This is a genomic window from Streptomyces sp. NPDC107517 (assembly GCF_055582645.1).
This window is the reverse complement of record NZ_JBVJPM010000013.1, coordinates 242,575-265,585: the sequence shown is the minus strand read 5'-3', so window position 1 is coordinate 265,585 and position 23,011 is coordinate 242,575. Positions and strand designations below refer to the sequence as shown.

The window sequence follows — 23,011 nt, the reverse complement described above, 5'->3', positions numbered from 1 at the left end:
TGCGCGGCTCAGCTCGGCCTAGTTCGGCCCTGCTTCGGCACCGGACGGCTCATCGGTGAGCGGTGCTTCGCCGTGAGTGCCCGGAAGGCGGGTGCCGGGGAGGTGGGCGTCGGAAGCTTCCGGCGGCAGCGTGCTGTCCGGCAACGGCTCCGCCGTCTCGTGGCGCCGGGCGCCGAAGTGGTACACGACGATGAGCAGCGCGAAGAACGGCACTCCGGCCTTCCAGGAGTCCTCCAGGCCCTCGATGAACGCGGTGGAGACGAGGATGGCAGCCAGTGCGAGCGCCGCCGCGACGGTGGTGAACGGAGCGCCGCGCAGCCGGGCCGGTGAGGAGGGGAGGCCGTGGCGGGCGCGGTGCCGGCGGAACATCAGGTGTGTGGCAAGGACGAGGATCCACACGACCAGTGCCCCGAACACCGAGATGCCGAAGAGCAGGACGTATGCCGTGTTCTCGGAGTGGACCGAGAGGATCGCGGCGGCGCCGAGGCCGAGCCCGGAAACGGCGAGGGCCCGGTGAGGGACGCCGCCGCGGCCGACCCGTGCGAACATCCGTGGCGCGTGCCGGTCCACCGCGAGGGAGTGGATCATGCGAGTGGCCAGATAGGTGTTGGCGTTGGCGCTGGAGAGCGCCGCGGTCAGGACCACGAAGTTCATGATGCCCGCGGCGGCCGGGATCCCGGCGACATCGAAGAGCTGGACGAAGGGGCTCGCGGTGACGTCTCCGCCTGCTGCCGTGCGCGACCACGGCACCACGGTGACCACCACCGCCATGGCCAGAACGTAGAAGAGCGCGAGGCGGACGACCATCCGCCGGGCGGCGCGGGGGATGTCCTGCACCGGGTTCTCGGACTCGGCGGCGGTCACCGCGATGATTTCGGTGCCGATGTAGCTGAAGATCACGAAGACGAAGGCGGTGCCCAGGCCGCTCATGCCGTGCGGGAGGAGTCCGCCGGGACCCGAGAGGTTCGAGGTGCCGACCGCCGCGTGGCCGGGCAGGCCGAGGAAGACGTAGGCGCAGCCGAGCAGGACGAAGACGCCGATCGCCGTGATCTTGATGGTGGAGAACCAGTACTCCAGGCGGCCGAACACTCCGACGGTCAGCGCGTTCGCGGCCAGGAGCAGCAGTGAGGACGCCACCACCGGTGCCCACAGCGGCAGTTCGGGCCACCAGAAACGGACATAGATGCCGACGGCGATGACCTCGCCGCCGATCGCGATCACCTGGATCGTCCAGTACGTCCAGCGGATCACGAAGCCGGCCAGCGGGCCCAGATAGTGGCGGCCGATGGTGCCGAACGAGCCGGTCGCCGGGTGTACGGCGGTCATCTCGGCCAGCGCCCAGCCGATCACCAGGGCGATCAGCGCGCAGAGCACGTAGGCGATCACGGCTGCGGGGCCCGCCGCGGAGATGGCGAGACCCGAGCCGAGGAACAGGCCCGTTCCGATGGCGCCGCCCAGGCCCATCATGCTGAGCTGACGTCCGGTCAAAGCCCGTCTCAGGCCCTGATCTTGGCTGTCTGCGTCATGGCCGTGGTGCGGGCCGGTGGTGGGGGAGGGGGCGGCCGTCGGGCTGCTTCCGGCGTCGTCGGGCATGTCACTCGCTCCGTGGGGTGCGGTGTTCCTGGACGTGCTACTGGGCGCGAATCTCGCCGAGCGCGTCGATCAGCGCGTCGACGTCGGACGGGTTGTTGTAGTAGTGGAAGGAGACGCGGAGCAGGGTGCCGCGCGGGCTGGTGACGATGCGGCGCTCGGCGAGCGCGGCAGCGAGCGCGTCCGGGGCGGGGTCGGCGATCGCCACCTGCGGGCCGCGCAGTTCCGGGTCGGCGGGTGAGGCGAGCGTCTCGCCGCTCTCGGTCAGGCGTGTGCAGGCGTACGAGGTGAGCGCGCCGACGTGCGCCTCGATGTCCTTCGGGTCGATGTCGGCCAGGGTGCGCAGCCCGGCCGCGGCGGCGTACGCGGAGGGGATCGACGGGGTGCCGGTCTCGAAGCGGCGCGCGGTGTCCGGGAAGTCGAGGGAGCGTGGGTCGAAGCCGAAGGGGTCGACTCGGCCGAACCAGCCGGTGAGTTGCGGGTCCACGTCGTCGCGCAGGCCGCCGCGTACGTAGAGGAACGCGATGCCGGGGACGCCGAGCAGATACTTCAACGCGCCGCACACCAGGTAGTCGCAGTCCAACTCCCTTACGTCCACCGGGAGTACGCCCAAGCCCTGGTACGCGTCGACGAACACCCGTGCGCCGACCGCATGCGCCGCTCGAACCGTCTCGGTGACCGGCAGCCGGGCGCCGTTGCGGTAGGAGACCAGCGGTACGGAGACCAGGCCGGTCGAGTCGTCGATCGCGGCGGCGTACCCCTCGGCGGGGACGGTCCCTTCCCGCTCCGGGACATGGCGTACCCGAGCGCCGCGTCGTTCCTGCGCGAGCCAGACGTGGGCGATGGACGGGAACTCCATGTCGGTGGTGACCAGGCCGGGGCGGCGCGACCAGTCCAGCGTGGACGCCACCTGGTAGGCGCCTTCGGAGGCGCAGCCGACCACCGCTATCTCGTCCGGCTGCGCGCCGATGCGGGCGGCGAACGCGGCGCGCGCGGCGTCCACTTGGGCCATCCAGGCGCCCCAGGGCGCGCCCTGGCTGCGCATGGACCACTGGAACTCCTGCAGCGCCGTCAGTACGTGCTCGGATGCCGCCCCCTGGCTGCAACTGGCCAGGTGGACCGTGTCCTTGAGGGAGGGGAAGCGGGCACGGAAACGCTCGGTGGCGTCGAGGGGCACGATGGACACGGGGCGCCTCGCATTTCAATCACGGTGAAATTGTTCAGTGCCGGTGATCGAAGCAGTCGAGTCATGTGCCCGTCAATGGGTGGGAGGCCGGCTGTCGCCCTGGGGGCGCCCGTCTGCCGGCTGAAGGTCACCGACTCGGCGGTGTCACGCTCACCAGGAACCGTGCGGGCTCGCTGCCCTCGTTGACGTAGCGGTGCGGGACGCGGGAGTCGAAGGTGCAGCTGTCCCCGGGCCGCAACTCGTGGCGGCCGCCGCCGGCCTCGACGACCAGACTGCCGCTCAGCACCACCACGCACTCCTCCGAGGGGTGGCTGTAGCGCTGCTCCGAGGACGCGCCTCCCGGTTCCAGTGCGCCCTCGAGTACTTCGAGGCGTGCGGAGCCGGCCGACACACGTGTGTACTCGATCCCGCCCTGCGGCGAACGCACCACGATCCGGCGGTCGCGCCGCACCAGCATGACGTCGTCAGGATCGTCCTGCCGGAACAGGTCGAATAGGGGGAGCCCGAGCGCGGCGGAGAGCCTGCGCAGCGTCTCCAGGCTGGGATCGGTCAGTCCGCGTTCGACCTGACTGACCAGACCGGTCGACACCCCGGCGTGCGCGGCCAGGTCCCGTACGGTCATCTTGCGGGACTGGCGGAGCTCGCGTATCCGGTTGCCGATCACGCGGTGAGGGTAGCCCAGCCGCGTTCACGCCGGCGGAACGGCGCCTCGCCTTCCCGGTCGCCGAACTTCGGCTCCCCGCAGATGAGCAGGGCGGGCCGGGTCTGGTCGTCATGGCCAAGCGTCCCGCCTGAGGAGCAGGCGCTGGAGGGGGTGGGGCCGGAGGGGGTGGGGCCGGAGGGGGAGGTGCTCGCGCCGGGGCCCGTCACCCGGCGCCGAGCGCCGTTCTGCGTTCGGAGGCTCTGCCGGTCCGCTCCACGATGGCGCACCGGTCACCGCCCGGGCTCGACCACCGTCTCGATGAGATGGAAGGCCGCCGCGTCGGTGCGGGCCGCGTCCTTCGTCACCAGGCGGTCCTGGCACAGGCCTCGTAGGCCGGAGACGAGGAGGGTCGCCCGTTCGCGGGCCACCTCTCTCGGGTGGCCCAGGCGGCCGACGGCGTCCGCGATCGGGCCGATCATGACCTCCACGGTCTCGCGGGCCAGGTCTCCGTACTCGTCCGGGTCGGTCGCGGCCAGACTCAGAAGCTGCAGCAGTATCCGGATGGGCCCGGCCTGCTCGCCCACGGTGATCGCCTTCCACAGCGCCCGGGCCGATTGGCGCAGGTCCGCGGCGTCCTCGACGGTGTCGAACATGGCGTGGGCATCCGGTCGGCTTGCCGCCAGGGCCCGGGCCAGCAGGTTCCCCCGGCTGCCGAAGTAGTAGAGCAGCATGCGCTTCGTCGTGCCGATCTCCTCGGCGAGCGGGCTCAGCGACAGGTTCGCGAGGCCGTGGCGCTGCACGTACTCCACCACTTGACCGAGGAGTTCGGCGCGCTTCTCAGTGTTCATCGGACGGGACACATTTTGAACGTACCGCACGGTACATGTATCTTCCAGTCGTTGTTTGTGTGCCGATCGGTACATCTATGGGTGCGGGAACGGAGCGCGACACGGTGAACAACGGCACACGACCGCGCGGGGCGGCGGCGAAGGCCCTGGCAGAGGCGGCCTGGTTTCCCGCGGTCCTCTTCCTGGGCGTGATCTTCTTCTTCGCGCCCGCCCTGCACGCGCCCGGGCCGCACCACGTGAAGGTGGTCGTGGCCACACGCGCCGAGGCGGACCGGGTCGACGCGAACCTGCGCGTGCAGACCGCCGGCGGATTCGACGTCACCGCCGTGGCGGACCGGGAGCGAGCGCGGCAGGCCGTCCTGGACCGGGACGCCTTCGCGGGCTACGCCGTCGACGGGGGGCACCCCGTGCTCTACGTCGCGAAGGCGAACGGAGCGTCGCTGGAACAGATGATGATCACGTCCTTCGGCAAGGTCGCCGGGACGGCCCATCCGCTCACGGTTCGCGACGTCGCTCCGACCACGGCCAAGGACCCGATGGGCTCGGCCGTGCTCTACTTCGGCATCGCATGGAACATCCCGGCCTACATCCTCGCCACGACGCTGCTGCGCGCGGTCACCCTCGACCGTCGCCGCAAGCTGCTGGCCCTGGCGGTCGTCGCCGCGGTGTTCAGCACCGTGGGCTACGCGGTGGGGGCCGGCCTGGGCTACCTGAACCCCGAACCGTCCGTGATGGCCGTCGCCTTCCTGCTCACCACGGCGGTGGCCACGACCGCCTCCGGACTCGCGGCCTTCACCGGCCGGTTCCTGCCCGCGGTCGGCATGACGCTCTTCATCGTCATGTCCATCCCCACGAGCGGCGGCGCGGTGCCCGCACCGCTGCTGCCCGAGTTCTATCAGCACGTGCACGCCGTCATGCCCTTGGCGAACGCCGTCGACGCGCTGCGCGGCATCTTGTACTTCGGCGGCGCGGGCGTACTCAAGCCGGTCCTCGTGCTGTGCGGCTGGATCGCCGGGGGCGTGGCGCTCCTCGCACTGGACCACTGGCGCCACAAGCGTGCTGCGCTCGAGGAAGCGGTCGCCGAGCCGCCCGCGGATGACCCCGCTCTCGAGACGCCCGTACCCACCGCACTCCCGGTGCACCGGCACCACTTCGGCGAACCGGTGCCCGCGTTGGCCGGCACGGTCCGCGACGTCGACCAGGAACCGGTGCGCGGCGCGGTGGTGGTCGTTCTGGACAGCAGAGGGCGGCAATTGGTCAGCACTGTCACGGACGTACAGGGTCGCTACGCCGTCGCGGGTCTGCCCGAAGGGCACCTCGGCATCGTGGCGTCGGCGCCCGGGCGGCACCCTCTGGCCCTCCGCAAGCTGTTGCGGGCGGGCGAGACGGTGGACGCGGACTTCACGCTGCGGGCGCGCGGGGAAAGTGCGGTCGACGCGGAGTCCGGGAGACTCACGGCCTCCCGCTGACCGCGTGGCCCGGTGCCTCGTCCGCGTCCACCTGGAAGGCGGTGGGACGCGAAGGCACGCACAACCGGCAGCCGGCGAAGAGGGGGCAGTGACTCACCCGCCCTTGTTGCGCCCGGCCCGTTTCGGGTCGCTGACAACTCCGCAGGGCCGGGGCGGAGCGGTTCACATGTCTGCGTCCCTGCCGCCCCTCGCTACCCCGTCCGATGATGGCGTGGACGCGGGAACAGCGCACGGCGCGCCTCGCCCGCGAGGTCGTGCACCAGGGGGGCCAACTCCTTGAAATCCACCGCCTGGTAGTCGCCGCAGAGCGACAGCGCGGCCGTTGCCGGGCCGCCACTGCGCAAGGGGGCCGCGACGCAGCGGAAGCCCGTCAGCGTCTCCTCGTTGTCGATGGCCAGGCCGTCCCGCCTGCGAATCCTGGACAGTTCGTGGTGCAGATCGGTGGCGGTGCGCAGGGTGCGTGGGGTGCTCATGGGCAGTTGTCCGCGATAGGCCGAGTCGACGAGGCCCGGGTCGAGCGTGGCGAGGATCGCCTTGCCCACCGCCGTTGTGTGTGCGGGCAGCCGCGCGCCGAGCCGGGTGGGCAACTGGGCGGCGGACCGGCCGCCCGCCTTCTCCAGGAAGACCACGTCGCGTCCGTCGAGGACGGCGAGATGCCCTGCCAGGCCGGTGTGCCGGCACATCTCGTGCAGCAGGGGCGTGACGACGTCCCTGATCTCGTTGTGTCCCGCGGCGCGCCCGCCGAGCTCCAGCGGGCGCATCCCGAGCCGGTAGCCGCCCGTGGAGTGGGTGAGCCAGCGCAGCCGGATCATCTGGTCGAGGATGCGATGCAGGGTGGAGCGTGGCAGGCCGGTGCGTTCGGCGAGGTCGAGCAGGGAGAGGCTGGGCGTGTGGGGGTCGAACGCGTCGAGGATGAGCGTCATACGTTCGATCATGGAGCTCGGGGCGGGGACGTCGCTCGCGTGTCCGCCGGCCTTTGCCGGTGCCGTCATGTCCGCCTCCACCGAGAGTGAGCGCGGGAGTGCGAGCCGGGGGCCGTGTCGTGAGGGGTCCGGGCCGTGTCCTGCGCACGGGTCCGCGATCGAACCGACCCGGACGCCGACAGTGTTGACGGTCCGTCGGCCGTGATGGGTGTCCCTTGCGAGGCCCCTGCCGTGCACCTACAGAATCCTCACCTTCGGGTACGCCGCCGCTGGTCCGGGGAGCCCCGCGGCGTCCGTCGGTGAGTCCCACTGAGCGGGAGTGGCAGGTCCGTTCACCGGGATGTGGCGATGCGACCCCTTCCGAGTCTCGGTACGTGCGCAGAGAGTGCGGCGGGTCAGCCAAATATGACGGTCCGTCAAATCTAGGCGAAGGGCATCGATGTCCGTGCGAGGATCCCTCTCCCTCCCGCTGCGGGCCCGCGCGCTCTGCGGGGCGGGCACGGTCGCGCTCCTGGTGTGCCTGCCGGCGGCGGCCCAAGCGGCCGATCCGGAAGACTCCGAGGGCAGCGACTGCCCGGTGACCGCGACGGCGCAGGGCGTGCAGGTGACCGTGAGCGCGAGCAACGACACGCTGCTGCAGGCGCCCACCGGGGTGGGCGTTCCGGTGGCCCGGGCCTGCGTGAACTACGCGGTGGGCGAGTCGTCGGGGTGGGCCAGCAGCCCCTACCCCGGTGAGACGGTCATCTCCGCGCCCGCACTGATCGGCAGCCAGACCGGGCAGAAGTTCCCCGACTACCCGGCGTACGCGGCCTCGACGTACCCCTCCGACGAGAGCGCCACCAGCGGCAAGGATCCGCTGGTCATGCGCTCGCACAGCACCAAGACGTCCACCACGGCCGAGGCCAGTACGGTCCTCGGCCAGGACGCCGCGGCGGCGTCCACCACGGCGACGGCCCACACGTCGGTGGACCCGGACGCCCTCACGGGCAAGGCCACGGCCACCTCGGACACCAGACCCTGGGCCGTAAACGGCGTCCTGGAGATCGGCCGGGTGCTCAGCTCCGCGACCGCCGCGGTCGACCGGGACGGCAAGGTCGTACGGGACTCCGAACTCAGCATCGGCCGCACCGAGATCGCCGGCCAGGGTGTGGAGATCACCCCGGACGGACTCAAGGTGGTCGGGCAGACCGCACCGCTGCCCGACCTCGCCGATCCGGTCAAGGCCCTGGCGGCCGCGGGAATCAAGATCCACTACCTGGACGAGAAGCGCACCAAGCAGGGCGTCGTGTCGGCCGGCCTCGAAGTGCAGGCACAGCAGCAGGACACCCAGTCCGGGGCGGTCTACACCGTGACGTACGTGTTCGGCCGCGCCTCCGCCGCCGTCGGCCGCATCGAGGCGCCGCCCGGCACCGGAAGCATGCCTCCCGCCCAGGTGCCGCAGGTGCCGTCCGACGCGGGCGGCGGCGGGGACGCCGCGGACTCGCAGGTACCGGCCGACGACAGCCCGGCCGCACCGAAAACGCCGTCCGACGACGGCTCGCCCACGCCCGAGGACACCAGGCCCGTCCAACTGGCCACCAGTCCGACCGACATGGGCGTCACCGGCCTCTACATCGTGCTCGCGTTCGGCGCCGTGGCCACGTTTGCCGCCGGCACCCTGCTGCGCCTGTTGGGAGTGAAGACTCGATGGACATCGTGACCCGGATACGCAGTCAGTGGGACCGGCTGACCGCTGCCGTCACCGCACTGGCGGGCGCCGCGATTCTCGTCGTCGGCTGGCGCGGAGTGAGCGGCACGCCGTATCCCGCCGAGCAGTTGCCGTACGTCGTCAGTGCCGGGCTCGGCAGCCTGTTCCTGCTCGGCATTTCGACCGCGCTGTGGCTCTCGGCGGACCTGCGCGACGAGTGGCGCAAACTCGACCGCATCGAGCAGGCGCTGCGCGCCGCCGGCGGCGTCGACGGGACCGCTCCCGCCCTCGCCGGGGACCGGCACGACAACGGTGCCGTCGTGGCATCACCCGTACGCGAGCGGACCGCTTCGGTCTCCCCGGGCTCGGCGGCCTCCCCGGCCGAGCCCGAGCGGTCCGCTCCGACTCACCTCGGCGAAGGGGAGGTCCGATGAGCGGCGTGGACGGGCGCACCGTGCCCTGGCGCGACCGGGACGTGGTGACCGTCTGCGCCACCACCCTGGCCGGACTCGCCCTGATCGTGACCGCCTGGTTCGGCGCAGGGGGCACGGTGTCGACGGCGCGGCAGGCGGCCTGGCTGAACCTCGGGGTCGCCGGGTTCGCGGTCTGTGCCGGCGGCCTCTGCCTGTGGCTGCTGCGGGCCCGCCGCACGCTCGGCGAGCGCCGCGTCTCGCTGATCGCCCTCGCTCCCGTGGACGACGACGAGGACGCGTTCCCCCCGACGCGCACCCACCGCGGCGGGCCGACGGACACCACGCTCACCCTGCCGCTGGTGCGGGCCGAGGGCATGGACCGCGCACACCACCCCGACTGCCCACTGGTGGCGGGCAAGGACGTGACACCCGTCGGTGTCGGCGAGGGCGACCCCTGCGGGGTGTGTGCAGCGTGAACGACCTGCTGCCGTTCCTCGTCGTCGGCATCACCACCGGATCCGTCTACGGCCTCGCCGCCATGGGCCTGGTGCTCACCTACAAGACATCGGGCATCTTCAACTTCGCGCACGGTGCCATCGCCGCCGTGTCCGCGTTCGTCTACTACGACCTGCGCACCCTGCGCGGACTGCCCTGGCCCCTCGCGCTCGCCGTCGCCGTCATCGTCGTACCGCCACTCATCGCGCTGCTCATGGAACGCGTCACCCGCTCGCTGGCCGCAGGCACCGCGGCCACGAAAATGGTGGCCACCATCGGGCTGCAGCTGATCATCATGAGCGCGCTGCTCGCGGGCTACGGCGGCGCCGCCCTCGACTTCCCCGGCTTCCTGCCCACCGACACCGTCACCGTGATCGGAGTCAACGTCGGCATCGACCAGCTGACCTCGGCCGTCGTGGCCGCGGTCTGCGCACTCGGGTTCTTCGCCTTCTTCCGGCTCTCCTCGATGGGCGTGCGGATGCGCGCCGTCGTCGACGACCCGGATCTCCTGGAGCTCTCCGGCACCAGCGCGTTCGCCGTGCGCAGCCGCGCCTGGCTCATCGGCTGCTGGTTCGCCGCCGCGTCCGGGGTGCTGCTCGCCCCCCAACTCGGCCTGGACGTGCTCCTGTTGACCCTGCTGGTGGTGCAGGCGTACGGGGCCGCTGCTGTCGGACTCTTCTCCAGCCTCCCGCTGACCTACGCCGGCGGACTGCTCATCGGCGTCCTCGCCGCCCTCGCCACCAAGTGGGTGTCCCACTCCGAGACGTTCTCCGGGCTGCCGCCCGCGATGCCGTTCGTGGTGCTGTTCGTGGCGCTCCTCCTGGTCGGCCGCGGCAGACTCGCCGAGATCGGCGGCCACCGCCCGGCGCCGGCGTCCAGGCCGCTGGTCGGCCGTGCCACCGCGCGGATCCTGGCAGTCGCCGCGGTCGTGCTCGCGGCGGGCATACCGATCGTGGCCGCGTCCAAACTCCCCGTGTATTCCTCCGCGTTGGTGTTCGTGCTGATCTTCGCCTCGCTGCAGCTCCTCGTCCGTACCTCGGGGCAGGTCTCGCTCGCGCACGCCGCCCTGGTCGCGGTGGGCGCATCGACGTTCTCGCATCTGGCGGTCGGCGCCGGACTGCCGTGGCTGCTCGCCGTGCTCCTCGCCGGGGCGGTCGCCGTCCCGGTCGGCATGCTCGTGGCGATCCCCGCGATCCGGCTCTCCGGCCTGTATCTCGCCCTGGCCACCTTCGGACTGGGGCTGCTCCTGGAACGGGCGATCTACGGCACGTCCTGGATGTTCGGCGCCACCAACACGCTGCCCGCGCCGCGCCCCGGCCTCTTCGAGAGCGACGAAGCCTTCTACTACGTCCTGCTCGCCTTCGCCGTCGCCGGATCCCTCCTCATCGCACTCGTCGGCCGCAGCCGGCTCGGGCGGCTCCTTCGCGCCATGGCCGACTCACCGACGACGCTGTCCACCCTCGGCCTCGGGGTGAACGTCACCCGGGTCACCGTCTTCGCCATCTCCGCGTTCGTCGCCGGAGTCGCGGGAGCGCTGTACGCGGCCCAGGGCCAGTCGGCGACGGGCGCGCCCTTCCTCTCGTACACCTCACTGACCTGGCTGACCGTCCTGGTCCTGTGCTCCGGTCTGCGCTCGGCAGGCCCGCCCCTGGCAGCGGTGCTGGTCGCGGTGGTCCCCGCATACCTCACCGACGACACCTTCGCCCAGGCGCTGCCCGTGCTCTTCGGCATCGGGGCGCTCCTGGTCGCGCTGCACGAGGCGGGCGCGGCCCGGCGCCGCGGCGCCGGGCAGCCGCCAGAGGAACCGGCGGGTTCGCGGTCCGACGAGCGCCTCGACGCACCCGGCCCCGCGGCCCAGCGTCTGGTCGCCGTCAGGAAGGCGCGTCGCGCGCAGGCCGGGACCACAAGGATCCGGGTCGGCGCGGGACTGACGAAGGAGGCCACGCGATGAACGAAGGCCATGCCTTCACGAAGCCGACGGAGACCGGGAACGCGGCCACCACGGCCGGGGGAGCGGCCACCACGCAGTCCGCCACGACCGGGGGAGCGGTTGCCGCGCAGGCCACCGGGGCCGAGACCACGGCCGACGCACAGCCGACGGGTCTGCAGGTCAAGGACCTGACCATCCGCTTCGGCGGCAACACCGCCGTGGACGCGGCCACCTTCGACGCACCGCTCGGCCGCGTCACCGGACTGATCGGACCCAACGGCGCGGGCAAGACCACCACCTTCAACGCCTGCTCAGGGCTGCTGCGCCCTTCCCAAGGGGAGATCCGCCTCTTCGGGAAGGACATCACCGGCCGCCCGCCGGCCGCCCGCGCCCAGCTCGGCCTCGGGCGGACCTTCCAGCGGATGGACCTGTTCGACTCCCTCACGGTCGAGCAGAACATCGCCCTCGGGCGCGAGGCGGGACTGGCCCGCAGCCACCCCCTCAAACAGCTCCTGTCCACCCCCGCCGAGACGAAGGCCGTGCGCGCCGCCACCGAGGAGGTCCTCGAACTGTGCGGCCTGCGCGCCCTGCGCCACGAGATCGCGGGCTCCCTCTCCACCGGGCAGCGCCGCCTCGTCGACCTCGGCCGGGTCCTGGCCGGCGACTTCTCGATGCTGCTGCTCGACGAGCCGTCGTCCGGCCTCGACACCGCCGAGACCGAGAAGTTCGGCGCCATCGTCACCGAGGTCGTGGCCGAACGCGGCTGCGGCGTCCTGCTCGTCGAGCACGACATGGGCCTCGTCATGTCGGTCTGCGACTACCTGTACGTACTCGACTTCGGCCAGATGATCTTCGAGGGCACCCCGGCCGAGGTGCGCGCCAGCCCCGCCGTGCGCGCCGCCTATCTGGGATCGGAGGCCGCGTAGTGCTGGAACTCGACCACATCAGCGCCGGATACGGCGGCACACGCGTCCTGCGCGACGTCAGCCTGTGGCTCCCTCCGCAGTCCGTGGTGGCGCTGCTCGGCACCAACGGCGCAGGAAAGACGACCCTGTTGAGGGTGGCCTCCGGCCTCCTCGCACCGACCGCCGGACGCCTGAGCGTGGACGGCGAGGACCTCACGGGCAAGCGCCCCCACACCCTTGCCCGCAACGGCGTCTGCCACGTCCCCGAAGGGCGCGGGGTGTTCCCGACCCTGACCGTGAAGGAGAACATCCTCATCCAGGCTGCGGGCGGCGACCTCGACGAGGCCGTCGAACGTGCCGTCTCGGCCTTCCCCGTCCTGGGTCACAAGCTCGGCCAGCTCGCCGGGTCGCTGAGCGGAGGCCAGCAGCAGATGCTGGCGCTCGCCCACGCCTATGTCACCGACGCCGACTACGTGCTGCTCGACGAGGTGTCGATGGGCCTGGCCCCCGTGGTCGTCGACGAGATCTTCGAGTTTCTCGGCAGGCTGGCCGACGACGGCCGCGCCCTGCTCCTCGTCGAGCAGTACGTGGCACGCGCCCTCGAACTGGCCGACTACGTCTACCTGATGAACCGCGGACGCATCGAATTCGCCGGGGAGCCCGGCGAGTTGGACAGCGACCGGCTGGTCGCCCAGTACCTCGGCGCCCACACCTGAACCCCTCGGCCCCGCCACCCACCCCAGCACCGCACGACTTCGTACCCGCTCCGTGGAGGAGACCATGATCCCAACCCGTACGCGTGCCACCGCGGCGGCCGTGGCGGCGCTGAGCCTGGCTCTCGCCGCCTGCGGCAGCCGGGTCGACCACGACACCGTCGTACGTTCCGTCGGCGGCGGGGGCCAGGTCGCCACCGGGGCCGCCGGCGCGGACACCGGCATCGGCGCCGACGGATCGGCCGATACCGCGTCGGGCGACGGCGCGTCGGACGACGCGGCCTCCGGGAGCGGGGCGGGCACCAGCGGCGGCGGCAGCGGCGGTGGCGGCTCCGCCTCGGGCGGCGGAGGCAAGACGGCCAAGGGCGGCGGCGGGCCCATCGTCATCGGCAGCGTCGGTACGACCTCGGGGCCCGGCGGAGTCGCGTTCGCGCAGGGCCCGCGCGCCCTGCAGGCCTGGGCGGCGACCATCAACTCCCAGGGCGGGATCAACGGGCGCAAGGTCCAGGTGATCGTCATGGACGACGGCGCCGACGCGTCCAAGGGGCGCAGCCAGATGCAGGAGCTGGTCGAACAGCGCAAGGTCGTCGCGATCGTCGCCTCGTTCACCACCACGCAGACCATGAACGCCTGGAAGAGCTACGTCGAGAAGATGAAGGTCCCCGTCGTGGGAGGCGACTGCTCGACCACCGCGTGGACCGCGAGCCCGATGCTGTTCAGCGAGTGCCCCGGCACCAACTCCGCGCTCGACGGCCTCGCCCAGGTCGGCGCGAAGTACGGCAAGGGCAAGAAGCTCGGCGCTCTCTTCTGCACCGACTCCGAGGCGTGCACGCATGTGCAGGAGCGGTTCTTCGGCAGCGGCAAGGCAGCCGAGCGCTACGGCCTCGACCCCGTGTACAACGCGAAGATCTCGGTGACCCAGCCGGACTTCACGGCCGAGTGCATCCAGGCACGCAACGCGGGCGTCGACCTGATGCTCGTCACCGGTGACCCCAACACCGTGAACAGGGTAGCCTCGTCCTGCAGCCGGCAGAACTTCACCCCGCAGTTCCTGCAGCCGGGCGCCACGGTGGACGGCGCCACCGCCTCCAAGCCCGGCCTCAAGAATGTACTGGCCGTGACACCCACGTTCCCCTTCACGGGCTCGGCAGCGGCCGGGTTCGGCCAGTTCAACGCCGCCTGGAAGAAGTACGGCGGCGGGAAGGCCCCCGGTCCGGCGGCCGCACAGGGCTGGGCCTCCGCGAAGGTGTTCGAGAAGGCGGCGCGCGACGCGGGGGAGATCAGCAGGGCCGGTCTGATCAAGGAACTCACCACCTTCCGCGGGCAGCGCTTCGACGGCCTGACCGTCCCGCTGACCTACGTCGCGGGCAAGGGGACCACCGACACCAAGTGCGCCTTCGGGATGCGCGGTTCGGGCGGCAAATGGACGGCGATGTCCGGAGGAAAGGCGTTCTGCTGGTGAGCCGCCCCAGGGATCGCGCCACAGCTCGCCCGACGGGCCTCCGTACGGTTCGGCGCACGGGACAGGACGGCCGGGACACAGGCCGCGCCCGCGCCCGCGGCGGGAAGCGCAGAACACTGCTCTGGCACCAGATCCTCAGCGGGGCGGTCGCCGTCGCCGCGACCGGCGGCATGGCGACCGTCACCCTCTGGCAGCTGGCCGACCTGTCACCGGTCGCGGCCGAAAGCCCGTCCGCCGCGCCGTCCCAGGCCAGTGGCGGCAGCCCGCCCCTGTATCCCGACGCGCCGGCGGTGATCCCGGGCACGCGCCCGGTCCCGTTCAAGGACAAGGACACGGGCAAGGGCCGCGCTGCCGAAGCGCTGCCGGTGCTACCGGCGGCGTACGGGATTCCGGGCCGGGTCCTCGCGGCATACCGCAGCGCGGCAAAGGAGCTGGCGTCCGAGGCGCCGGGGTGCGGGATCGCCGTGCCGCTGCTCGCGGCGATCGGCCGAGTGGAGTCCGGGCATGCCCGCGGCGGCGCCCTGGACGCGCAGGGCCGTACACGAAGTCCGATACTCGGCCCGCGACTTGACGGCAGCCCGGGCGTGGCCGCCATCCACGACACCGACCACGGTGTCTGGGACGGAGACCAGGTCTGGGACCGCGCCGTCGGGCCCGCCCAATTCATCCCGTCCACCTGGCGGCGCTGGGGCAGCGACGGCAACGGCGACGGGGTCCGCGACCCGCACCAGATCGACGACGCCTGGCTGGCCGCCGGGCGGTATCTGTGCACGGCGGGCGGCGACCTGTCGCAGGACGCCGGCATCCGCAAGGCCGTGCTCGCCTACAACCACTCCGATTCCTACCTGGAGTTGGTGCTCAGCTGGATGCGGGTCTACGCGCACCAGGCCGTCCCGACCGAGGGACACCCCGGTGAAAGCGAACCGTCGCACCAGCCGGCAAAGGACGGCCACGACCACGATGCGCAGCATCCCACCACGCCGCCCTCGGGGCAGAGCAGCCCTCCGGGCGGCGACGGGAAGGAAGGGCACGAGTCGAAGCCGCCGCTGCCCGGGCTTCCGACGGAGCGGCCCCCGTCCGACGATCCGAAACCGATCCCGCTGCCTTCCCTGCTGCTGCCGTCACCCGGGTACAGCCCTTCCCCTCTGTTCCCGTCACCCAAGCCGTCGTAGGACGCGGGGCTCACACGGCGCCGACGGCTCGTCGCGCCCTCTCCCACTCAGTGCGGCGGCGGAATCGCGTCGCGGGGCAGTGCATCGGAAGGCAGTGCATCGGAAGGCCGGGCGGAGTGCAGTGTCTTGGGTACCTCGGACGCCGGGGACACCGACGGCAGGTCGAGCTTCGTGGCGGAAGGCCGTTCAGGAAGCGAGGGCAGCGAGGGATACGACGGATGCGAGGGCATCGAGGGGGGTGAGGGTATCGAGGGGGGCGAAGGCGGTGAGGGAAGCGAGCGGAGCGACAGAAGACGCAGCCCGGCCGGGACGCTCACTCGGGCCATCACCGAGTCCACCGGCAGCCCCAACAGCCCGGAGCCCAGGCCGGTGCGTCCCGCCATGGGGCGAGCACGGTTCCCGAGGCCCGGGCGCGCGCCGCGGCCGGGACCGGTCGCGGAACCGGTCGCGGGAGGCATCCCCCTGGCGACCTCGCCCCTCTCGGGCACGGACGAGACCTGCGCCGGGTGCGTCTGCCGAGCGGCGGACGGAGCGGGACGCGACGGCGCGGGCAGCCGGGACAGAGCCGGCGCGGCGAGACCGAGAACTGCCACGGCCGCCGCGGTGGAGGCGACCGCCGCCTGACCGGCCACGCCAAGGCGCCGGACCGGATAAGCACACGACCAGACGGCCAGCGTGCCCGCCAGCGCATGGCGCAGGGTGCGCCGGGCCCGGGCGAGGAGAGACTCCACCGTGCGACAGCTCAGCCCCATCCGCCGGGCCACCTGACCCACGTCGAGATCCTCGGCCCTCAACCGCAGAGCCTCGGCCTGCCGGGCCGGCAGCCCGCCGCTCCGGCGCGCCAGCCACCTCGCCTCCTCCCGGTCGCAGACCACCTCGTCGAGCGGGGCCGCGCCCGCAGTCGCGGCCATGGCCCGGCGGCCCGCCTCCGTCTCCCGGCGGAGTTGCTGGTGCCGGTCGGCACAGAGCCGCACGGTGACCGACCTGAGCCAGTCGCCGAGCCGCGCGTCGTCCAGCTCGGGCCCCTCCACGGCACGCAGCATCGCCTCGTGCACGGCGTCCTCGGCGTCCTCCGCACTCATGGATCCGCGCCGCGCCACCTCCAGGAGCCGGTCACGGTGACTCCAGATGCGCGGCCACCACTCGTGACCGCCGCGTGGCGCCCCTCGCCCCGTACTCCACGGCTCTGTGGCCATCGGATCCCTCGCACTTCACCCTCGCGAACCGGCGACTCCCACCGGGGGCGCAGACCATAGCGTCCAGCCGATGCAATCGGGAGACCGAAGGCGAAGCCGTTCCGGGGAACGCCGGCCCCTGCTGAGCCACGTTCAGCGTCGGCCTTCCTGGGGAGCGTCCTCGGGAGCGGCGTGGATACACGGCTGAGGAGCCCCGGACCACTGGGCGCTCGAGGGGCTGCGCTGACGGCCGGGAGCCGCATCGGCCTGCGATGACGCGGCATCGGCCACAAGTCGACCGATCAGGCCAGCCATAAGAGAATGGGTGCATGACCCACAGCTCCACGCAGGGGCATGGCCCGTCAACCGTGACGGTCAAAGGGCGCGCCATGCGGCTGCGCACCATCGGTTTCGTCGTTCTCGCCGCACTGACCATCTGGTTCATCGCGGCCAATACGGGGTCTGTCACGATCAGGTTGTGGATCCCGAACGTGACGCTCCCTCTCTGGACCGTCCTCAGCGTCACCCTCATCGTGGGGATCCTGCTCGGCCTGTACATCGCGCGCCGTCGAGCGCGGCGCTGACGCCGATCTCGCGGACCGACTCGCCCGAAGGTACGGGCGCCGGGAGCGACTGGCACCACGTGTCGGTAGCAGAACGGTGCCGGCCCACCCGGTGGCAAAGTGGCGTGGCGCCTGAAGCCCGTTGCTCGGCGCGGATCAGGACGTTTTCGCGGCCCTCTTCGTAGACCGTTTCGTGCTCTCACTTCTGCCGGCGCCCGTGGTGCTGCGCCTCGGTTTGGCGGGCATGCTCTTGCGTCCTGTGGCCTCCCGGGTCTTCGCGGCCGTCCGCGATGACGCTGTCCGGGCCGACGCCGTCGGCCACTTGAACTCGATCTCCAGCTCGATCTCCCCGTCACTGACCTCGACCTCGATCTCACTGCGGAGGTCGTCGGGGAGCCGCAGGCTCAGCGCTCCGGCGCCGAATTCCAGTTCGGCATCCCCACCTTTTCTCAGCGCGTCCGCGAGCGCGGTGAGCTGGTCAGCCGCCTCGAGGCGTGACAGCGTGCGTTTCTGCTCGAATTTGAGATCTCTCATGGGTGTCTCCGATCCCGACACAGCCCGGAGGCCGGGCTGTATTGCGACGCGAGAGCGGTGATCACCATCGCCGGCTCCCTGGTGTCGCGGACCCCGCACAACCGCGCGGTCACGCTCGGCTCATCGGGCTACTTCCAATCTCGGCCCACCGCGATCGCTTCGCACCTCGGAGTGTCCGGCCGGGGGTGCCCAATGGGCAGCTCATATTTCATCTGTGCAGGTCGGAATAGGCACACCGACCAGGCGCAACGACGATCCATGCGCCCCGTGCGCGGGTCCTGGAAGGGTTTTAGAGTTGAAGTGAGCCTGGCGCACCCGGACTCTGTGGTGCGCCTCGTGTCTCCCCGGGCTCGAAACTCACCAGGAGGTCATGCGGTATGTCCACTGCATCCGACACCCCTGTCATGGACACCCTCGCCGCCATGACGGCCGATTCGATCGACCGTTGCGGGCTGGCGCCGGACATGCTCCTTCTCACGCGTATCGCGGCGCTCGCCGCCTCGGACGCCCCGCCCATCTCCTACGCGGCCCATATCGACCCCGCGCTCAAGACCGGCCTCACCTCCGACCAGGTGCAGGACGTCCTGGTCGCCATCGCGCCCATCGTGGGCACCGCCCGTGTCATGACGGCAGCGGGCAACATCGCCACGGCGCTCGGCATCGCCATCGCCGTCGCGGACGCCGAGACCGACGCCCTGGGCTGAGAGCAGACGCTCCCCCGGGATCGATCGTCCGCGCGAACAGGCATCGGGCGGAGGGCGACGAGTTCGCCGTTCCGTCCGATGTGTTCTGCGCCGGGCGTGCCCGCGGTCGCAGGGCCAGCAGGCAGTAGGGCGAGCAGGCAGGAGGGTCTCCATCTCCCGGAGAGCGTCCACGGCGATGCGTGCGTCCCCCCCCCACATCACCCCCGTAGAGCGCGCGGCCCTCGGCAAGGAGGCGCCTCGCCGCTCTCCACGGTCGAGCCACGCCCTGTACGGGCCGGCTCCCGTCAGGCCGGACCCGCTGGGACTCACGGCCCAACTGTGCGGGGATGCCCACCTGCTGAACTTCCGTCTGCTCGCCTCACCGGAACGGAAGTTGATGTTTGACATCAACGACTTCGAGGACGCGGAGCGCGTTCGTATCGGGAGCGCCACGGTCCATTCGTATCGTGAGGCGATCATCCGCTTCGTGGGGGACGGACCGGTGGGCCGGCAGCCCTGCATCCGCTGCGCTGATCGGCGCCGATACGAGGACGGGTGCGCGCCGACGCCGTGCAGCGCCCCTCCCGCTCCTCTCCGCCGGCGGGCGAGGCGGCCCGGCCTCTTGTAGCAGGGACGTTCCGGCCGTACGCTGCCGACATCCCAATATCGTTCGGGGTCAAACAAGTTTCTTCGTCCCTGTTCTCACGCACCGTTCCCCCGTCATGCCCGCAGGCGACTTCGGTCCCGCACGGTGCGACCGACCCTCACCCCCGGGAGTCGCTGAATGGCAACACACCCGCAGCACTCGACACCGGAGGCGGCCCTGCCGCCCGGTGCCACGCCCTGCTGCTCGTCCGGGCACGGCGACCTCTCCGGGGCCTCCCGGCGCCGCTTCCTCGGCGCTTCGGCCGCGGCCGTAGCCGTCGGCGGGATCGGGGCGGTGCTGGCCGGCTGCGCGAGTGACCGGGCAGGATCCGGGAAGCAGGCGGCCGCCGCGACGGCGGCGGCCGTGAGCACCAGGGCCGTGCGCAAGGGAAACCGGCTCGTGCTCCTGGGTACGGCCGGCGGCCCGCCCCCCGAGGTCGACCGCACCGGTATCGCCTCGGCGCTGGTGGTCCGGGACCGGGTGTACCTGGTCGACTGCGGGCGCTCCGCCGTCACCCAGTACGGGCGCGCCGGGCTGAAGTACAGCAGCCTGAAGTCGGTGTTCATCACGCACCTGCACGCCGACCACATCGCCGACTACCACAACTTCCTGCTGCTGGCGGGCTTCGGAGTGAATGACAGCAATGACGGGATCACCAGCACGGTCGACGTGCACGGCCCCGGACCGGCCGGAGCGCTGCCCCCGAACTTCAAGGGTGGCAAAGCCCCGACGGTCGCGCCGGACAACCCGACTCCCGGGCTGAAGGTCCTCACGGACAAGCAGATCGAGGCGTTCGCCTACAGCACCAACGTCTTCGTGCGCGACTCCGGCATCCCCGATGTACGGGACCTGGTCCGCGTCCACGAGATCGACGTGCCCGACGTCGGTGCCGACCCGCTCGGCAGGACGGCACCGGACATGCAGCCGTTCGAGGTCATGGACGACGGCACGGTGCGGGTGACCGCGATCCTGGTGCCGCACGGCCCGGTCTTCCCGTCCTTCGCCTACCGCTTCGACACCCCGGCGGGCTCGGTGGTCTTCTCCGGCGACACCTCGCTCTCGGACAACGTCGTGCGGCTGGCGCGCGGAGCGGACATCCTGGTGCACGAGGTCATCGACCTGGACGCCTACAAGGACTTCGGGATCCCGGCGACGCTGCTGGACCACCTGAAGGTCTCGCACACCGACGTCAAGGACATCGGCCCGCTGGCCGAGCGCTGCGGAGTCAAGACGCTGGTCCTCAGCCACATCGTGCCTGCCGACAAGAAGATCGTGTCGGCCGACTCCTGGCGCCGACGCGCCCAGAAGGGCTTCCGCGGCCGGGTGGTCGTGGGTGACGACCTGGACGAGGTGCCACTGGGCAGCGGCCACCGCTGAATACCCCTCCCGGCGGTCCGCGCCCGACGTCGTCACGGAGCGCGGGCCGTCGCGAGCGTGCCCTGGACGAACGGCCCGCGGACGGCGGGCCCGAGAAAATGGAGATCCCCACGTTGCGTGCCCTCATCATCGGACACGACCACGCGTCGCTGTCCGGCCTGATCGGCGAGCGCCTCGTCGAGCGAGGCTTCGAACTCGACACGATCACCGTCGTTCCGCCGGAGCGCTATCGCGCGCCCGGCGTGCACTTCGACTTTCCTTCCCCCCGCGGCTACGACCTTGTGGTCCCGCTCGGCTCGCCCTGGTCCGTCGACGACCACGCCACGATCGGCAGCTGGGTCGGCGGCGAACTGGCTCTCCTGCGCGAGGCGCACGACCTGGGCGTTCCCGTTCTCGGTATCTGCTTCGGGGCTCAGGCGCTCGCCACCGCGCTGGGCGGGGCCGTGGAGCGTGCGCCGTACCCGGAGATCGGGTGGATGAGCGTGGAGACCGACGCTCCTGAGCTGGTTCCCGCCGGTCCTTGGTTCCAGACCCACTTCGACCGGTTCGTGGTGCCGCCCGGTGCCGAGGAACTGGCGCGCAGCGCGGCCGGTCCGCAGGCGTTCCGGACCGGCCGCTCGCTCGGCGTCCAGTTCCACCCGGAGATCACCGAGTCGACCCTGCGGCTGTGGCTCGACCTGGGCCTGTCCGACCAGGCGCGGGGGCTGGGGCTTGATCCGGACGAGTTGCTGGTCCGTACGCGCGAGCTGCGCGGGGAAGCGCGCCGACGGGCTCACGCTCTGGTGGACGGCTTTCTCGACCGGGTGGCCCCGTCACCGGCCGCCACCGGCGCGGTGCCCACCTCACCGGACGCCGGCTGAGCACACGTCAGTTGGCGGCACGTGTGGACCTGCTGCGCGTCGCGCGGATCCGGCCTCCGACTTGGTCGGTTCTGCGCCGACTGCACGGGCCGCTGAACGAGTGGGGCATCGGCGTGGCTGCGTACGTCAGCTGGCGAGTCGAGCACGAGTGAGCTCACGTGCGGGGGGGGGTGCCTCACAGTCTTTCGTCAAGGCATCTCTGTCGGGTTTGGGGTGGTTCGGGGTTGCTGGGGTCATGCGGTGGCGAGCCCGATGTTCTTCTGCGTCCGGGGCTCGTAGAAGGTGCCGTCGCGGAGCATGGCGAACAGGACGCTGATGCGTCGGCGGGCGAGGCGGAGAAGGGCTTGGGTGTGGGTTTTGCCGCGGGCTCGTTGCTTGTCGTAGTAGGTGCGGGAAGCCGGATCGGCGTTCATACAGGCGAAGGCGGACAGGAACATTGCCCGTTTGAGCTGCCGGTTTCCGCCTCGGGGTGCGTGTTCGCCGTGGATCGAGGTGCGCGATGACTTCGTGGTCGGGGCGAGTCTGGCGTAGGAGGCCAGGTGGGCGGCGGTGGGGAAGCTGGTGCCGTCGCCGACGGTGACCAGCACAACGGCGGCGGTCCTGACGCCGACGCCGGGCATCGACGTCAGGACTGGGGAAAGAGGGTGAGCCTCCAGCAGGGAGTTGATCTGGGCTTCCATCGCCCGGCGCTGGGTGTGGACGGCAGCCAGGGAGGCGGCCAGAGAGGGGATGACGATGTCGAGGGTGCCGGTGCCCGGGACCACGACGGTCTGTTCGTTGAGCGCGCCGAAGACGTCGTCGATCAGCCGTTGGGCCATGCGCGGGGCTTTCGGGCGGATCAGTTCCACGAGTCTGCGGCGGCCGGCTTTGCGCAGGGCGGATGGGGAGCCGTAGCGCTCCAGCAGCCAGGTCACGGCCTGGTGGTCGAGGCGGGGGCCCAGAACGCGTTCCAGCGACAGGTGGAACTGGGTGAGCAGGCCGCGCATGCGGTTGGAGGTGCGGGTGGCCTCGGCCGCGAGATCCTGGTCGAAGCCGACGAGGACCGTGAGTTCGGCGGTGATCTCGTCGGTCAGTTCCAGCGAGCGCAGGGTGTGCGGCATGGTGCGGGCCGCGTCCGCGATCACGGCGGCGTCCTTGGCGTCGGTCTTGGCCTCGCCTGGGTAGAGGTCGGCGATCCGGCGCATGGCCAGGCCGGGCAGGTAGGCGACGCGGCAGCCTGCGTCCCTCGCGACTGTCAGCGGCAGCGCGCCGATGGAGGCGGGTTGGTCGACCACGACGAGGACGGTGCCGAATTTCGCAGCCAGCTTGTCGAACATCGCCCGCAGCCTGGGTTCGCTATTGGGCAGGGGCTTGTCGAAGACCTTCTTCCCGGCGGGGGTGTGCCCGTGGCCGTGGTGGGCGGTCTTACCGACATCCAGGCCCAGGAACACGCCCACATCTTCGGTCTCGAACATCGTTCTCTTTCCGGGGTGTTGACAGTGCCGGCCTTGGCTTGGGTGTCGTGCTCGCGCATCCACGTTATGCAGACCTGCCGCCCGCGAACCGCCCGGCGTTGCGCCGGACCGGACGGTGGCCGGACCTCTGATCAGCGTCTCCGACGGACACCTCCCGGGCCCGGTGAACACCACCCCCCAGGTCATGCCTTCGACAGGGGGCAACAGTCATGCCGGGCCCGGAGGCCAGCGGCCCCGTTGCGGAGCCGCGGAAAACATAACGGGGGACAACTGCTACAGATTT

General features: G+C 71.3%; 21 protein-coding genes and 1 pseudogene. 14 read left to right on the top strand and 8 right to left on the bottom strand.

Annotated features, from left to right (window positions below; all coding sequences use genetic code 11):
• Window positions 1–18 precede the first annotated feature (18 nt).
• From ACZ67T_RS28430 to ACZ67T_RS28415, 4 genes are all read right to left on the bottom strand, one after another.
• Entirely contained in the window at window positions 19–1,593 is a 1,575-nt protein-coding gene (locus tag ACZ67T_RS28430) for an amino acid permease (protein WP_469987826.1), read from the bottom strand.
• A 37-nt stretch (window positions 1,594–1,630) separates the two neighbouring features.
• Window positions 1,631–2,776, bottom strand: a complete 1,146-nt coding sequence (locus tag ACZ67T_RS28425) for an aminotransferase class V-fold PLP-dependent enzyme (protein ID WP_469987825.1) — start codon at window positions 2,774–2,776, stop codon at window positions 1,631–1,633.
• A 127-nt stretch (window positions 2,777–2,903) separates the two neighbouring features.
• On the bottom strand, window positions 2,904–3,440 hold the full coding sequence (locus ACZ67T_RS28420) for a helix-turn-helix domain-containing protein (protein WP_469987824.1): 537 nt from the start codon (window positions 3,438–3,440) through the stop codon (window positions 2,904–2,906).
• 269 nt (window positions 3,441–3,709) lie between these two features.
• Window positions 3,710–4,267: a TetR/AcrR family transcriptional regulator gene (locus ACZ67T_RS28415; protein ID WP_469987823.1), complete on the bottom strand. Its 558-nt coding sequence runs from the start codon at window positions 4,265–4,267 to the stop codon at window positions 3,710–3,712.
• Window positions 4,268–4,344: 77 nt separating this feature from the next.
• Here ACZ67T_RS28415 and ACZ67T_RS28410 point away from each other — a divergent pair, with 77 nt between their 5' ends.
• Window positions 4,345–5,736 (top strand): carboxypeptidase regulatory-like domain-containing protein, encoded by a 1,392-nt coding sequence (locus tag ACZ67T_RS28410; RefSeq protein WP_469987822.1) that lies wholly within the window; start codon window positions 4,345–4,347, stop codon window positions 5,734–5,736.
• Window positions 5,737–5,927: 191 nt separating this feature from the next.
• On the opposite strand, the gene ACZ67T_RS28405 is transcribed toward ACZ67T_RS28410, so the two are convergent.
• A complete protein-coding gene (locus tag ACZ67T_RS28405; protein ID WP_469987821.1) occupies window positions 5,928–6,728 on the bottom strand; it encodes an IclR family transcriptional regulator in 801 nt (266 codons plus the stop codon).
• 370 nt (window positions 6,729–7,098) lie between these two features.
• Here ACZ67T_RS28405 and ACZ67T_RS28400 point away from each other — a divergent pair, with 370 nt between their 5' ends.
• From ACZ67T_RS28400 to ACZ67T_RS28365, 8 genes are all read left to right on the top strand, one after another.
• Window positions 7,099–8,358, top strand: coding sequence for a hypothetical protein (locus ACZ67T_RS28400; RefSeq protein WP_469987820.1), 1,260 nt, complete (start codon window positions 7,099–7,101; stop codon window positions 8,356–8,358).
• Window positions 8,346–8,780 (top strand): hypothetical protein, encoded by a 435-nt coding sequence (locus ACZ67T_RS28395; protein WP_469987819.1) that lies wholly within the window; start codon window positions 8,346–8,348, stop codon window positions 8,778–8,780. Before ACZ67T_RS28400 ends, ACZ67T_RS28395 begins: the two co-directional genes overlap by 13 nt.
• Window positions 8,777–9,235, top strand: a complete 459-nt coding sequence (locus ACZ67T_RS28390; protein ID WP_469987818.1) for a hypothetical protein — start codon at window positions 8,777–8,779, stop codon at window positions 9,233–9,235. Before ACZ67T_RS28395 ends, ACZ67T_RS28390 begins: the two co-directional genes overlap by 4 nt.
• A complete protein-coding gene (locus ACZ67T_RS28385; RefSeq protein ID WP_469987817.1) occupies window positions 9,232–11,205 on the top strand; it encodes a branched-chain amino acid ABC transporter permease in 1,974 nt (657 codons plus the stop codon). The genes ACZ67T_RS28390 and ACZ67T_RS28385 overlap by 4 nt, the downstream gene beginning before the upstream one ends.
• Window positions 11,202–12,110 carry an ABC transporter ATP-binding protein gene (locus ACZ67T_RS28380; RefSeq protein WP_469987816.1) on the top strand — a complete coding sequence of 303 codons (909 nt, stop codon included), beginning with the start codon at window positions 11,202–11,204 and terminating at the stop codon, window positions 12,108–12,110. The genes ACZ67T_RS28385 and ACZ67T_RS28380 overlap by 4 nt, the downstream gene beginning before the upstream one ends.
• Window positions 12,110–12,805, top strand: a complete 696-nt coding sequence (locus ACZ67T_RS28375) for an ABC transporter ATP-binding protein (RefSeq protein WP_469987815.1) — start codon at window positions 12,110–12,112, stop codon at window positions 12,803–12,805. Before ACZ67T_RS28380 ends, ACZ67T_RS28375 begins: the two co-directional genes overlap by 1 nt.
• Window positions 12,806–12,869: 64 nt before the next feature.
• Complete coding sequence (locus ACZ67T_RS28370) at window positions 12,870–14,264, top strand: ABC transporter substrate-binding protein (protein WP_469987814.1); 1,395 nt, start codon at window positions 12,870–12,872, stop codon at window positions 14,262–14,264.
• Window positions 14,261–15,436: a lytic transglycosylase domain-containing protein gene (locus ACZ67T_RS28365; protein ID WP_469987813.1), complete on the top strand. Its 1,176-nt coding sequence runs from the start codon at window positions 14,261–14,263 to the stop codon at window positions 15,434–15,436. Before ACZ67T_RS28370 ends, ACZ67T_RS28365 begins: the two co-directional genes overlap by 4 nt.
• A 47-nt stretch (window positions 15,437–15,483) precedes the next feature.
• On the opposite strand, the gene ACZ67T_RS28360 is transcribed toward ACZ67T_RS28365, so the two are convergent.
• Window positions 15,484–16,632 carry a sigma-70 family RNA polymerase sigma factor gene (locus ACZ67T_RS28360; protein WP_469987812.1) on the bottom strand — a complete coding sequence of 383 codons (1,149 nt, stop codon included), beginning with the start codon at window positions 16,630–16,632 and terminating at the stop codon, window positions 15,484–15,486.
• A gap of 308 nt (window positions 16,633–16,940) precedes the next feature.
• Between ACZ67T_RS28360 and ACZ67T_RS28355 the strand changes: the two genes are divergently transcribed.
• Complete coding sequence (locus ACZ67T_RS28355; protein WP_469987811.1) at window positions 16,941–17,195, top strand: LapA family protein; 255 nt, start codon at window positions 16,941–16,943, stop codon at window positions 17,193–17,195.
• 135 nt (window positions 17,196–17,330) lie between these two features.
• Here the strand turns inward: ACZ67T_RS28355 and ACZ67T_RS28350 are convergent, their stop codons facing one another.
• Window positions 17,331–17,729, bottom strand: a complete 399-nt coding sequence (locus tag ACZ67T_RS28350) for an amphi-Trp domain-containing protein (protein ID WP_469987810.1) — start codon at window positions 17,727–17,729, stop codon at window positions 17,331–17,333.
• Window positions 17,730–18,085: 356 nt separating this feature from the next.
• Here ACZ67T_RS28350 and ACZ67T_RS28345 point away from each other — a divergent pair, with 356 nt between their 5' ends.
• From ACZ67T_RS28345 to ACZ67T_RS28330, 4 genes and pseudogenes are all read left to right on the top strand, one after another.
• Window positions 18,086–18,412 (top strand): carboxymuconolactone decarboxylase family protein, encoded by a 327-nt coding sequence (locus tag ACZ67T_RS28345; RefSeq protein WP_469987809.1) that lies wholly within the window; start codon window positions 18,086–18,088, stop codon window positions 18,410–18,412.
• A 151-nt stretch (window positions 18,413–18,563) separates the two neighbouring features.
• Window positions 18,564–18,884 (top strand): annotated as a pseudogene (locus ACZ67T_RS28340) (DUF2252 family protein); the annotation flags it as partial.
• A 291-nt stretch (window positions 18,885–19,175) separates the two neighbouring features.
• Entirely contained in the window at window positions 19,176–20,414 is a 1,239-nt protein-coding gene (locus ACZ67T_RS28335) for an MBL fold metallo-hydrolase (RefSeq protein WP_469987808.1), read from the top strand.
• 113 nt (window positions 20,415–20,527) lie between these two features.
• A complete protein-coding gene (locus tag ACZ67T_RS28330) occupies window positions 20,528–21,274 on the top strand; it encodes a type 1 glutamine amidotransferase (protein ID WP_469987807.1) in 747 nt (248 codons plus the stop codon).
• 233 nt (window positions 21,275–21,507) lie between these two features.
• On the opposite strand, the gene ACZ67T_RS28325 is transcribed toward ACZ67T_RS28330, so the two are convergent.
• Window positions 21,508–22,728 carry an IS110 family RNA-guided transposase gene (locus ACZ67T_RS28325; protein ID WP_469987806.1) on the bottom strand — a complete coding sequence of 407 codons (1,221 nt, stop codon included), beginning with the start codon at window positions 22,726–22,728 and terminating at the stop codon, window positions 21,508–21,510.
• Between the last annotated feature and the right edge of the window lie 283 nt (window positions 22,729–23,011).

Excerpts from the sequence above, each read along its gene's own strand:
- ACZ67T_RS28370 (WP_469987814.1), top strand. The coding sequence starts at position 12,870 with ATGATCCCAACCCGTACGCGTGCCACCGCGGCGGCCGTGGCGGCGCTG.
- ACZ67T_RS28400 (WP_469987820.1), top strand. The coding sequence starts at position 7,099 with ATGTCCGTGCGAGGATCCCTCTCCCTCCCGCTGCGGGCCCGCGCGCTC.
- ACZ67T_RS28325 (WP_469987806.1), bottom strand. The coding sequence starts at position 22,728 with ATGTTCGAGACCGAAGATGTGGGCGTGTTCCTGGGCCTGGATGTCGGT.
- ACZ67T_RS28390 (WP_469987818.1), top strand. The coding sequence starts at position 8,777 with ATGAGCGGCGTGGACGGGCGCACCGTGCCCTGGCGCGACCGGGACGTG.
- ACZ67T_RS28380 (WP_469987816.1), top strand. The coding sequence starts at position 11,202 with ATGAACGAAGGCCATGCCTTCACGAAGCCGACGGAGACCGGGAACGCG.
- ACZ67T_RS28355 (WP_469987811.1), top strand. The coding sequence starts at position 16,941 with ATGACCCACAGCTCCACGCAGGGGCATGGCCCGTCAACCGTGACGGTC.
- ACZ67T_RS28335 (WP_469987808.1), top strand. The coding sequence starts at position 19,176 with ATGGCAACACACCCGCAGCACTCGACACCGGAGGCGGCCCTGCCGCCC.
- ACZ67T_RS28405 (WP_469987821.1), bottom strand. The coding sequence starts at position 6,728 with ATGACGGCACCGGCAAAGGCCGGCGGACACGCGAGCGACGTCCCCGCC.
- ACZ67T_RS28360 (WP_469987812.1), bottom strand. The coding sequence starts at position 16,632 with ATGGCCACAGAGCCGTGGAGTACGGGGCGAGGGGCGCCACGCGGCGGT.
- ACZ67T_RS28410 (WP_469987822.1), top strand. The coding sequence starts at position 4,345 with ATGGGTGCGGGAACGGAGCGCGACACGGTGAACAACGGCACACGACCG.
- ACZ67T_RS28415 (WP_469987823.1), bottom strand. The coding sequence starts at position 4,267 with ATGAACACTGAGAAGCGCGCCGAACTCCTCGGTCAAGTGGTGGAGTAC.
- ACZ67T_RS28345 (WP_469987809.1), top strand. The coding sequence starts at position 18,086 with ATGTCCACTGCATCCGACACCCCTGTCATGGACACCCTCGCCGCCATG.
- ACZ67T_RS28430 (WP_469987826.1), bottom strand. The coding sequence starts at position 1,593 with ATGCCCGACGACGCCGGAAGCAGCCCGACGGCCGCCCCCTCCCCCACC.
- ACZ67T_RS28395 (WP_469987819.1), top strand. The coding sequence starts at position 8,346 with ATGGACATCGTGACCCGGATACGCAGTCAGTGGGACCGGCTGACCGCT.